The sequence below is a fragment of the Actinoplanes sp. NPDC048791 genome, assembly GCF_040650095.1.
Taxonomy (GTDB): domain Bacteria; phylum Actinomycetota; class Actinomycetes; order Mycobacteriales; family Micromonosporaceae; genus Actinoplanes.
Genome location: NZ_JBEZGQ010000001.1, coordinates 74514 through 85877, shown reverse-complemented (window position 1 = coordinate 85877; position 11364 = coordinate 74514). Strand labels below are relative to the sequence as shown.

Genomic DNA, 11364 nt, shown 5'->3' with positions numbered 1-11364 from the left:
GCACCTCGTACGCCACCCACGACGAGCCGATGATCCCGCTGTACATCTTCTACTCGATGTTCGGCTTCCAGCGGGGTGACGATCAGGACCTGCCGGCGTAGCGGGTCGCGGCGCTCGGCCAGATCATGCAGAAACGCGGCGTGGTCGGCGGCCGCGTCCGCGAGCGCCGGATGTGGCAGGTCGGCCGCGGTGTCGGCCAGGGTGCGGGCGGCTGAGTGCAGGTCGACCGGCTGGGCCGAGACGACGATCTGCGTCGGCGTGGACAGGCTGTTGAGCCACCGGCCGAACGTGTCGATCAACGCGGTCTGCTCGTCGGCGGTGCACAGCGCGAGGTTGACGCTGGTCGCGGCGACCATCGCCGCCCGGCTACCGGCCAGGTGGATCTCGCCGCGGGCGTCGATGGTGTCGGCGGGCAGGTTCAACGGGGCGGGCAGCATCACCGTCGACGCCGGCGCCTGCACCCACTCCGGCACCTTGGCGGTGGTGTCGGTGGTGGACAGTGCCCGCGGCTGCCGGGAGTGCCGGATCGCGGCCAGCAGCCACACGTCCAAAGCCAAGCCGTCACGGCGGCCGACCGCGAGCCCGAACACGAGCCCGCCCAGCACGACCGTGGCACCGACCAGTACCGGCACCGGCAGCACGTCGTGCAGCGCATGCCAGGCGGCGTAGCCGATGACGGCTGCGACGGCGAGGATCGCCAGCTGCCGAAACGTCAGCCCGTAAAGCACCTTGTCCGGCGCATCCACGTCAGCCGGCATGCGGACCCGGAACTCGTGGTCCCGCTCGCCGGTCATCGGGCCACCGCCTTCACGCCGGGAACGCGCAGCCCGCGGGTCAGCTGCTGCACGACGACGACCCGCACGACCGCGCCCAGCATGGTGCCGCTACGGCCACCGCCGCTGGTGATGTAGCGGCGCATCAGGCCGGGAACCCGGACCGTGGTCCACAGCATCACCATCACGACGAACAGGTTCAGTACTCCCCCACCATCCGAGGGCAAGCCCAGCGCCGGGAGCACGGCGTGCGGGTCGAGCAGCATCTGCTGCCCGGCGAACAGGACGAACGCCTGCACGAGCGGCACGGCGAGCATGCCGACATACGAGCGCCACCACAGGCGGGCGACCGGGTCGGTCATCGGCAGCGCATGACAGGCCAGAGCGAGGGGTGCTGCGGCGGTGAGGACGATCGCGACCGCGAACCGCACGATCATCGAGCAGGCCGTGGCGGCGAGCAGGAACACGATGATCGCCAGGCAGACCAGAAACAGCAGGCCGCCAGCCTGATCTTGGGCGGTCAGATTGTTCTTGATTGTCTGCAGGGCGCCGTCGTTGTCGAAGTCGGTGTCGGTCAGCGCGATGGTGAGCGCGTTCGCCAGCTCGATCATGCGCCCGGCGATCAGCTGGGAGAAGTGCGCGGTAACGAACCCGACGATGCACCGCGGTAGCAGGTCCTTGACGGCGTAGCGGGTGTGCTCATTGCCGCCGGCGACCATGGTCAGCACACCGGCGGCGACGAACACCAGCACGAAAACGGTGTCGACGATCCAGACGGAACGGCCGGTCAGCGCCTGCACCTGCGGCAGGGCGGTGACGTCCGGGGTTAGCAGCAGCACGTGGGTGATCGCGCCGATCAGCGCGGTCAGGCTGTCGAGCAGCAGCTGGGAGAACCAGTCGAGGATCTGATCGAGGACGAAGCCCATGACCATCAGCCCCCGACGATCCCTTGGACGACCTGCAACAGGATCGGGGCCAGCACGGCCAGGCCGTAGCCGGCCAGGGCGTTCTTCAGCGCCCCCTTGGCCTTGTCGACCTGGGCCGGGTCACCGCCGGCGGTCGCCCAGTACACCCCGGCCAAGACCAGGAACAGGGTGGCGACCGCGGCCAGGATCCCCATGATGAACGCCCGCATGTTCGCGATCACCTGCGGCAACGTGTTCGCGGCCAGGACGACAGTGTCGCCGGTGTCGGCGTGCGCGGCGGCCGGGACTGACAGCATCAGCAGCACCGTGGCGGTGTGTGCGATGACCCGGCCGGCGCGGCGGCCGGCGGTTGTGGACAAGGCTGTGGACAAGACGTGGATCAGGGCACGCAGGCGTGCCAGCAGACGGCGGGACATGGCGGGATTCACCTCCCGCCCCGCCCGTCGGCGCGACCCAGAGGGCCGGGCGCGCGAGGGCGGGGCGTGTCGCTCGAACGGCGGTCAGGGACCGCCGCCGAGCCGCAGAGGCAGGTACGGCAATTGAGGGCGTGGGCGTCCTCGGGAGGAGCTCGTCCTCCCGTTCGGGTTCGCAACTGATGAGGTGTCAGCGCATCATGTGGCGCGGCACCCGAGGCGGCCCAGCTCGCACTGTCGGCCTGCATCTCTCGGCCCGGCGGCGAACGGAACCGACCGTCCGACTCGTGTCCGACAGCAGTTCCGCACCCTCAAACCGGCGTTTGTGAGCTGTGGCGAACACATGCCGATCTCACAGCGTCTTACACGATCTCGCAGAATTCTGACTGATCACGCGAACGCCCGCATCGTCGCCGCAGGTCACCGGCGGACATGAGCGACTTGATGTCGCAATGCAGCTCAGAGCCGCTTCGTCAGACCTTCGTCAGGTACGCACGTCGATCAGCTTGGGCTTTCGGCGTGACTTCCCCGGCCGTGCAAGACGACCTGCGTAACCGTGTCCGGCTGCCACTGTCAGAACTCTGTGAGATGGCCGTGGCGCAATGACCGTTCAGCGCGCCGTCGTCACTATCCCGGCGCGTCATTGAGATCCTCCGACAAGGAGTTCGTGACATGACCGCGTCCACCGCCGCATGGCCCAGCTCGATCCTCGACGCCGTCGACACGGCGTTCGCCGCCCTGACCAACGAGCCCGCCCCGCTGTCTCTCGATCTCGACAAACTCGGGCTCGCACCCAGCGACGACACCGACCTACCCGCCGGTGTCATCACCTTGCCGGCGCTGCAGACGTGGCTGCTCAAGCACTCGCGCGCCTACACCGTGCGTGACGCCGTGTGGGCCGAGCTGATCCGCCGCGCCCGTCTGGACGGGCCGGCGTGGGTAGTCGCGGCTACCGCGATGGCGATGCCGGCGCTGCGTCACTACGCCGGACAGCTGCGCACGGGCTGGTCCGGCGACGCCCACGACCTAGACGCCGAAATTGTCACCGGCTTCTTGACCGCCCTACGCGACCGGGTCGACCTCGTCCGTCCCGCGCCGTACGCGGCGTTGTGCAAAGCGGCCTGGCGCGCCGGCTACGAGCTGCGCCTACGCAACGGCGCCGAAGCCATCCCCGTCGAGGACCTCGAACACGTCACCGGCCCGCGCACCCCGAAGCTCCCGTACGGCCACCCAGACCTGCTCGTGCGCCGCGCCGTTGAGATGGGCATCATCGATCCGGGCGACGAGCAGGCCTATATCGACCTGCGGCTGGGCCGCCGCGCGATCGAACCTGTCGCCGCCCGCCTCGGCCTGGAGGTCGACACCCTGCGCCGCCGGGTTGAGCGCATCGACACCCGTCTCGCCGAGGCGCTGGAGTCCGGCCTGCTCAGTGACGCAGCCTCACCACACACTCGCGACAGGCTGCACCAAGAGGCAAAGCGACGCCGCAGTATCCGCGCCAGTCGTGCCGGCGCCCCGCAGGCGACAGGGCAAACGTCGCTGACTGCCGCCTGAAACCGTCGTACCTGCCCCTGGTCGCGGCAGCAAGCCCTGAGCTGTTGGGGTGGGGCCGGTGTGAAACATCGGCACATAAGCTCTGACAGCGGACCGCCTGTTGGCGCGCTGCTGGACTCATCCGGCCATCCGCGCTCCTCTACTGCCACTGTCCGGCGAGCTGGGCGTCTGGTTCGAGACCGTATCGTTCAAGGTCGTGACGTTGCTCGGCGCTGAGCTTGGGGAACAGAAACAGGGTCGTGCCGATGTCACCACCGAGGTAGGCCCGGAGCATCCAGGTAAGGCCATCCGGGTTGTGTTCGTCGGTGTACATCTTGCTGCCGAGGTGCCTCATGGCGACGAGGTCGCCCTCGGCGGCACGAGCCCGTAGCCAGGTCATCAGCTCGTCGTGGCGGCCTTCCGCCTCGTACACCTCGTCCATCCAGTGCAAGAAGTCGTAGCCGCCATCCTCTGCGCCGCGGAACAGCCAGCGCTCCGCCTCAGCACGGTCTTCATTCCACAGGCGCTGCACGAGCGCGTATCGGGCATCCTGATTCCCGGCGGTTGCGGCTCGTTGCAGCCAGGCCACGGATTGGGCGTGCAGGTTGGCATGCGCCTGCTCCCGGGTAGCGCGTCGACGCCATCTCCACGAACCGAACCCGTCCTGCGCGGCGTTAGCTTGGCTCCGCAGATACCAGGCGTGTTGGAGCATCGCCGACGGGCTGCCTTCCTCCGCCAGCTCCTTAGCTTTCCGTACTGCATACTCCACGCGAGACGCTTGCCGGTGTCGTTCGAAGAACAACATGGTCATGGTCGGGTCGCCCACACGTACTTGTTCCAGCCGCCATTGCTCGGCTACCGCGTCGTGACCGCGTCGCCAGAGGTCATGTTCCACGGCCTTGATAACGCCTGACACGTTGCTCGCCGAGATCCGCGTTAGCCACTTGCGAACGTCGGAGTGGTCGTCGCGTTCCAGCAAGTTCTGCACCAGCCACCACATGGCGATCACGTCGCCGGCCTCGGCGCCGCGTCGGAGCCACGCCAGAGCCTGGGACGGGGCTTCGTCTATGAGCTGCCCATACAGTCGGCGTATGGCTAGTGGCTCACCCGCATCGGCTGCCGCTGCCATGAGCTCGTGCGCCGAGGCCATGTCACCGGTCCTCCTGGCGTCTTCCGCTCGAAGATACTGGGCGTAGGAGTCACCGAGATCAGCGGCGCGTCGAAGCCATCCGTCGGCCTCGTGGTCGCGTCCGATCCGTTGCAGGTTCTCGTACAGCAAGAGCATTGCCGACGTCACGCCCGCATCGGCGGCACGCCGAGCGAGAATCGTCGCGTATCTGTAGAGGTAAAAGCGCTGGGCCTGCCAAGCTAACCGGCCGAGGTCATCGCTGGCCGAGGTGCAGTCGCACAGCTCGTCCCAAAGTCGATGGGACATGGCCAGCGGAAGACTGATTCGAGCACCGTGCTGGTCAAGATAGTCAGCCAGCCGATATCCCACGCGGTTGCCCTGCCCAGTCTCCTCCGGCAGCGGTGTGAGTGCGCGGATGCCGTACAGCGGCGCGGTGGCGTGCCGTAGTGCCGTATCCCACCAGCGGCCTGGCAGGCGAACGCGGTCCTGCGGATCCAGGTATCCCTCGGCGAACGCCCGCAGCGCGGAAGCCGTCGGTAAACTACGAAAGCCGAGGCGTCGTGTCACCATGGCGCCGGTCAGCAGGGCACGTGCGTAGCGTCCGGCGGCATCGGTGGGATTTTCATATCGATCCACCATCAGCGGACCCCCCGACAGCGTCTGGATGACCAGTCGGCGTTCTCCGGCCCCCTGCGCGGCAGCATGCCACCGCGCGTCCGCCGGGATCCGTCGCATCTCGTCCGCGGTGAGCTCGTCGCCGATACTGATTCTGCGAGCTCGTCTGAGCACGGTTCGGGCTTGCCGGTGAACGTCCAGGTTGTCGCTGGGGTGTGGGCTGCGGTTGCCTTGCTCGTGGTCGCTGCCTATTACATAGGCGGGCTCGGCGGTGAGTTTCGCCCAATGCTCCGACCTCATGGAGCCGATCATCACCACCGGGTGGGTCGACAGGTTCATGAGCTGCAGCAGCGTCGTGGCTACCGCCGGACCCGTGGCACCGTCCAGGAAAGTGTCCAATTCGTCGAGCCAGACCACTGGTCCGGGGCTGGCCGAGATCTGCTCGGCCATCTCGAGTAGACCGATGCCGTCGGTGGGCACATACAGGTCACGCTCAGCGAGATGTACACGAATGGCCTCGTAACAAGCTCGCGTCTTGCCGGTGCAGGCCGTGCCGGTGACGACAATCAGCACGCTGGCATCGACGTGGGCGAGTCGTTCACCGAGAGCGGCGTCGTGCCGACGGCGAAGGTATGCCGGCAAGGCGATGGACCGGCTCCCAGTCGTGGAAGCGTCTACCTCAATCGCGTGGTGCACGCCGAGCAGTACGGGGTCCCATTCCGAGATCGGCCGTACATTGATCTGGTTTGCCAGTGGACGACGAGCCTCTGCGCGCTGACGCAATTCAGCATCGAGCGTTACAGAGCGATCCCTTCGCCGGTCTGCGTCCATCTCCTGGATCATGTGCAGCTGTCTTTGGATCCACCATTGCACATCGGCTAGGTGTCCGGGAAGTGCTATTCCCTTCGATGAGGCATGCGCGACGCACGCTTCGACGAAAGCCTTGACGAAGGCTTCTTCGGCCATGGACTTACCGGTCAGCTTCTCGTGCACGGTACTGCGGGAGAAGTGTTGGTGCGGCGAATCCAGCAATGCTTCAAGGCGCCGTAGCGAGGGACGGCCAGCCGCCGACTGCAGGTCCCGAAGCTCTGCAGCGAACCGTTCCATGGCGTCGTCCCGTGTAGTCACGTGCCCTCTCAGCCGTGGGTGTGCGAGCTGTATGCAGCATAAGGACTGCCGGTCCGCTTTGCGGCCCGCAGACTGGTGTCCGGATTCCCGTCCGGACACTTGTGGCCAGCTCACAGTCGCTTTGGCACCACACCCGACTGAAACGGAGCGGCCACATGAACCGGCCACAAGCAGGCTCGCTAACCATCCCCGCCATGATCGGCTGCCTGGCGGCAGCGAGCCAGCATCCCGTCTCGCTGATCATCACTGTCGGCTTGGTGTTGCTCTTGATCATTGGCGTGGTGCTACCGGCAGTATGGTCGCGGCGTCCGGCTCGGCGCCGAAGCGCTCTTGAAGTTCTCCGTTGCTTGCTGATCGTGCCACTACAACAAGCAACGAATCCCGCCGTTGACGACGGAGGAGCGACCCCGCAAGATAGTGAATCGTAAAGGACAACCTTCGGCGATCCATCGAACAATCGAGCTGCCAGCCGGTGTAGCAGCAAACACCGACGAAGCGATTTGGTCGCGGCTTCCCGGGACTGCAGTGAGATTTCGCACCGTGAGCCGCAAGAAGAATTGGGCAGGCGTATCGGTGTCAGGTCAATCATATTTATGACCGCTCGACCGCTCGACCGCTCGACCGAGCGGCTGCCAGCGGCGAACGGCTGCACCTGCGGGCTGGCGGCGGTTGAGGCTGGCGCCGGCAATGCTCGACCACGCCGATGATCTTCACGGCATCAAGGCGTGTGGTCGTCGGTCAGCAGCTGACGTCCAGCAGGTCGCTCACGGCGCTGAACCGCTGACACCTCAGGGCTGCGCGGCGAAGTTCACTTCAAGATTGTCGAGATCCGCTTCGACGTGCGCTGTCAGACCTCCGTAAGGCTTATGTCAGACGCTGTGAGACCGGCATGTGTTCGCCACAGCTCACAAACGCGGGTTTGAGGGGTGTCAGCGCTTCACGGCGCGGCGCGGAGCCGACATCCACATGAGCGAGCACACGCCGCAGCACCATCAAGACCACGCCAACCTGACCGCGGGTGACGCTGGCGAGACGGACCTCATCGTCGGCGACCCGCCGGTCCCGATCACTGTCTGGCGCACCGCCCGCAGCAGCGACGACACCGGCCGCAGCATCGGTGCCCGGCTCGCCGCGCGGCTGGTCGCCGCCTACAGTCGCCCCGACGAGGCCGTCGTCGACCTCACCGGTGACCACGCCCTGACGGCCGCCTGTACCACCGGCGGCCGCCGGCACCACCCGGCCTGGTTCACCGACGCCGCCAGCCTGATCATCGGCCCGGCTACCCCCACGGCCCCGCCCGAAGGTGTACGTCGACCCGGCGACGAAAGCGCGGAACTCGAGGACGACCTCCCCGAGCTGACCACCTGGTTCGGCGACGACCTCACCGACCCCGACCTTCCGCACCCCGGTAACCCCAACACCGGCCCTCCGCAGGACGCCTCCCGACAGCACGGAACCAGCCTCGTGGTCGCCTCCTGGCCCCTCGACCAGCACAACGACGCCACCAACCGGGTCCGACTGGCGTGGCTGCTCACAGCCTGCGCTGGGCTGCTGCGCCTCGGCGGCTGCCTCATCCTCATCGTCGCCGTCCCCGCCGGCATCCCGACCACCCCGCAGGACTTCAGCCCGGTTTCGCAGGCCGCCGCCAGCGTCGGCCTGGGCTATCTGCAGCACATTGTCGCCGTAGCCGCCGACACCGACGGCGACGCGTTTACCTACCACGTGACCGACGAAGAACTGCTGTCTCTCGCCGGCGGCAACGGTCAGCCATGGAGCGTGACGCACCTGCGCGTGCACGCGGACCTCATGGTCTTCAGCCAGCTCGACATGCCACGCCCTACAGCGCGCCGGGGTGGTGGTCAGCGTGGCTGAGCACCGCTCCTACGACGACCGAATCCCCGCCGACACAAGTCCGGAGGGATTGCCGGTGTGGGCGACCGCCCAGGCCACTGGGCCTGTGCAGCGTAAGGGTCGCTACGTGCCCGAGTCGGTCAGGCATCCGGCTCGAATGCTGCCGGCGATCGCCGCGCACGCCGTCGAGCACTACACCCAGCCCGGCGATCTCATCCTCGATCCGATGTGCGGTATCGGCACCACCCTGGTCGAGGCTATCCATGCTGGTCGCGACGCCGTCGGTGTGGAGTACGAATCTCGGTGGTCGGACGTCGCCGACGCTAACGTCAAACACGCCCACGCCCAGGGCGCGACCGGCCGCGGCGCGGTGATCCGCGGGGACTCGACCGGCATCCTGTCGCTCGTACCCGTGGCTCTGGCCGGGCAGGTGGCGCTGGTGGTGACGTCGCCGCCGTACGGGCCGACTGTGCACGGCCTCGTGCGCCCCGGCAAGGACGGGGTGGCGAAGTCCGACAACGCCTACAACGACGGCACCGACAAAGGCAACCTCGCCTATCGCGACCTCACCGGTCTGGCCGACGGCTTCGCCCAGATCCTCGCCGGGTGCGCGACTCTGCTCAAACCGGGCGGGGTCGTGGTGGTCACCGCCCGGCCATGGCGCAAGGCCGGGCAGCTCGTCGACCTGCCCTCGGCCGTCATCGGCGCCGGGCTACGTGCCGGCCTTACTCCGGTGGATCGGTGCGTAGCGCTGCTCGCGGCGGTCCGCGACGGCGCCCTGGTCGCCCGGCCGTCGTTCTTCCAGCTGCAGGCGGTCCGTAAGGCCCGCGCGACCGGCACGCCGATGCACCTGATCGCGCACGAGGACGTCCTCGTGTTCGCCAACGGCCACCCCGCCATCAGCGGCGGCGACGTGGTCGCGTGACCGGCACCGCCGGCCGGCACCCATCGGACCGGACGAGATTAACGAGTCCCACACCGGTTCCTCTTGTTCCGCCTCTGCACACCGCTGCTCTGAAGGGATCACCATGACCAGCCCTCTTCACCCTCACTCCGTCGTAACGCCGCCGGCGCACACCACTACACCGTCCGGCGGTCCGGCATGGACGCCTGAACGCATCCGTGCGCTGGGCACCGTCACCACCGTGCCGGTCGCCGCATCGATCTTCGGCCTGTCTAGGTCGGTGGCCTACGACCTCATCCGCACCGAAAAGTTCCCCGTACCGGTCCTGCGGTTCGGCAGCCGCTACCGGATACCGGTGCAGGCGATCCTGGCCGCGCTGCACATGCCCGCCGAGCCACCCAGGCGCAAGGACAGCGACGACTTGATCGACGGGGCGGATCCACGCGTTGATCGACGACACGAAATCCCTGGCAGCCCGCGCCTGCATCCCGGCGCTGAGCGGTAAGGAGTCGTCCACACATGGCCCAAGGAACCCTGTCCAAACACTGCTCCTGCCGCGACGAGCACGGCAAACGGCTCGGCGTGCGCTGTCCACGGCTGCGCCGGCCCGGCGGGGCCTGGAGCGCCCACCACGGCCGATGGGCCTACCAGCTCGAGCTGCCCCACAAACCCCGCGGTGACCGGTGGCAGCTACGCCGCGGCGGCTTCGACGACCGCGACGACGCCCTGGCCGAACTCGACCACGCCCGGTCGCTGCTCAACCTGCCCGGCACCGACGCCGATCAGCGCTTCGAAATCGCCGTCACCCTCAAGAAGGTGAAAGCCGGCCAGCCGCTCCCCTCACGGGATCAGGTCGCAAGACGCGTGCGCGCCGGAGTGTCCGCCACCGGGGGTATGACCGTCGCGGACTACCTGCAGCAATGGCATCGCGGCCGCAAGATCGAAGCGACCACGCTGCGCGGCTACGAAAGCCACATCCGCGTGCACCTGATACCGCACCTCGGGCACATACCGATCGACCAGCTCCACGTCGCGCACCTGCAAGCGATGTTCGAGGCGATCACCGACCGCAACACCGAGATTGAGATCGCCCGCAGCAGCGACGACCCCGAAATCCGAGCCCGGGTGAAAGGGGCCCGGACGACGTCTGCGGCGACGATGCACCGGATCCGGGCCACTCTGCGCAAGGCCCTCAACGACGCCATCCGCACCCACCGGCTCATCGAGTTCAACCCCGCCGCGCACGTCGAACTACCGTCGGGCAAACGCCCCAAGGCCCGGGTCTGGACCGCCGCTGCTGTCGCGGCGTGGAAGGCCACCGGGCGACGGCCCAGCGCCGTCATGGTGTGGACCCCGGCCCAGGCCGGAGAGTTCCTCGACTACGCAGAGGACCACGACGTCGCCCTGTACCCGATGTTCGGGCTCATCCTGCACCGCGGGCTACGCCGCGGCGAAGCCGTCGGACTCCGCGACGCCGACGTCGACCTCGACACTGGCATCGCCGTCATCACCCAGCAAATAACCACCGACGGCTACCGGCCCATCACCAAGAAAGTCAAAAGCGACGCCGGCGACCGCAACATCACCCTCGACACCGCCACCATCAACCTGCTCCGGACCCACTACGCCCGACGCGCACGCTGGCAACTGGCCAGCGGCCCCGATTGGCCGCACACCGGCCTGCTGTTCGTCCAACCCGACGGCAACGCCTGGCACCCCGACACCGTCAGCAACCGCTTCGAACAACTCATCGCCGGATCCGGCCTGCCACCCATCCGCCTGCACGACCTGCGACACTGCGCCGCGACCTACCTCAAAGCCTCCGGCGCCGACATGAAAGACATCCAGGAAACCCTCGGCCACTCCTCCATAGCCCTCACCTCCGACACCTACACCTCCGTCATCCTCGAACTCCAAACCGAACGCGCCAAAGCCGACGCCGCCGCCGCCCTGGTTCCCCGCGCACAGCGACGCGCCGGCTGAACGAACAAAGTCCGTTGGATCCCGGCCGGAGGACCGGCGCGCCAGGTCGCGGGTTACGCCCACCGGATTTGGAGTTCGGGCAGTTCAGCAACGGTGGAAAGGCCCCCGC

General features: G+C 67.6%; 9 protein-coding genes and 1 pseudogene. 6 read left to right on the top strand and 4 right to left on the bottom strand.

Features of this window, described 5'->3' with window-relative positions; all coding sequences use genetic code 11:
* Positions 1-29 precede the first annotated feature (29 nt).
* Positions 30-101, top strand: coding sequence for a hypothetical protein (locus AB0C29_RS00380; RefSeq protein ID WP_360813519.1), 72 nt, complete (start codon positions 30-32; stop codon positions 99-101).
* On the opposite strand, the pseudogene AB0C29_RS00375 reads toward AB0C29_RS00380, so the two are convergent.
* From AB0C29_RS00375 to AB0C29_RS00365, 3 genes and pseudogenes are all read right to left on the bottom strand, one after another.
* Positions 75-794 (bottom strand): annotated as a pseudogene (locus AB0C29_RS00375) (PrgI family protein); the annotation flags it as partial. The gene AB0C29_RS00380 and the pseudogene AB0C29_RS00375 sit on opposite strands and share 27 nt — an antisense overlap.
* Positions 791-1699 carry a conjugal transfer protein TrbL family protein gene (locus AB0C29_RS00370; protein WP_360813517.1) on the bottom strand — a complete coding sequence of 303 codons (909 nt, stop codon included), beginning with the start codon at positions 1697-1699 and terminating at the stop codon, positions 791-793. The pseudogene AB0C29_RS00375 and the gene AB0C29_RS00370, both read right to left, overlap by 4 nt.
* A 5-nt stretch (positions 1700-1704) precedes the next feature.
* Positions 1705-2115 (bottom strand): pilin, encoded by a 411-nt coding sequence (locus AB0C29_RS00365; protein WP_360813513.1) that lies wholly within the window; start codon positions 2113-2115, stop codon positions 1705-1707.
* Positions 2116-2784: 669 nt separating this feature from the next.
* Here AB0C29_RS00365 and AB0C29_RS00360 point away from each other — a divergent pair.
* Positions 2785-3666 (top strand): hypothetical protein, encoded by an 882-nt coding sequence (locus tag AB0C29_RS00360; protein ID WP_360813511.1) that lies wholly within the window; start codon positions 2785-2787, stop codon positions 3664-3666.
* 139 nt (positions 3667-3805) lie between these two features.
* Here the strand turns inward: AB0C29_RS00360 and AB0C29_RS00355 are convergent, their stop codons facing one another.
* Positions 3806-6496 carry a hypothetical protein gene (locus AB0C29_RS00355; protein WP_360813509.1) on the bottom strand — a complete coding sequence of 897 codons (2691 nt, stop codon included), beginning with the start codon at positions 6494-6496 and terminating at the stop codon, positions 3806-3808.
* 987 nt (positions 6497-7483) lie between these two features.
* Here AB0C29_RS00355 and AB0C29_RS00350 point away from each other — a divergent pair.
* From AB0C29_RS00350 to AB0C29_RS00335, 4 genes are all read left to right on the top strand, one after another.
* Positions 7484-8389 carry a hypothetical protein gene (locus AB0C29_RS00350; RefSeq protein WP_360813507.1) on the top strand — a complete coding sequence of 302 codons (906 nt, stop codon included), beginning with the start codon at positions 7484-7486 and terminating at the stop codon, positions 8387-8389.
* The gene (locus tag AB0C29_RS00345; protein ID WP_360813505.1) at positions 8382-9293 is read left to right on the top strand and encodes a DNA methyltransferase; all 912 of its coding nucleotides are present in this window, start codon (positions 8382-8384) and stop codon (positions 9291-9293) included. The genes AB0C29_RS00350 and AB0C29_RS00345 overlap by 8 nt, the downstream gene beginning before the upstream one ends.
* A 103-nt stretch (positions 9294-9396) precedes the next feature.
* Positions 9397-9777 (top strand): helix-turn-helix domain-containing protein, encoded by a 381-nt coding sequence (locus tag AB0C29_RS00340; RefSeq protein ID WP_360813503.1) that lies wholly within the window; start codon positions 9397-9399, stop codon positions 9775-9777.
* Positions 9778-9791: 14 nt separating this feature from the next.
* Complete coding sequence (locus tag AB0C29_RS00335; RefSeq protein ID WP_360813501.1) at positions 9792-11255, top strand: tyrosine-type recombinase/integrase; 1464 nt, start codon at positions 9792-9794, stop codon at positions 11253-11255.
* Positions 11256-11364 lie beyond the last annotated feature (109 nt).

Excerpts from the sequence above, each read along its gene's own strand:
- AB0C29_RS00370 (WP_360813517.1), bottom strand. The coding sequence starts at position 1,699 with ATGGGCTTCGTCCTCGATCAGATCCTCGACTGGTTCTCCCAGCTGCTG.
- AB0C29_RS00365 (WP_360813513.1), bottom strand. The coding sequence starts at position 2,115 with ATGTCCCGCCGTCTGCTGGCACGCCTGCGTGCCCTGATCCACGTCTTG.
- AB0C29_RS00360 (WP_360813511.1), top strand. The coding sequence starts at position 2,785 with ATGACCGCGTCCACCGCCGCATGGCCCAGCTCGATCCTCGACGCCGTC.
- AB0C29_RS00355 (WP_360813509.1), bottom strand. The coding sequence starts at position 6,496 with ATGGAACGGTTCGCTGCAGAGCTTCGGGACCTGCAGTCGGCGGCTGGC.
- AB0C29_RS00350 (WP_360813507.1), top strand. The coding sequence starts at position 7,484 with ATGAGCGAGCACACGCCGCAGCACCATCAAGACCACGCCAACCTGACC.
- AB0C29_RS00340 (WP_360813503.1), top strand. The coding sequence starts at position 9,397 with ATGACCAGCCCTCTTCACCCTCACTCCGTCGTAACGCCGCCGGCGCAC.
- AB0C29_RS00335 (WP_360813501.1), top strand. The coding sequence starts at position 9,792 with ATGGCCCAAGGAACCCTGTCCAAACACTGCTCCTGCCGCGACGAGCAC.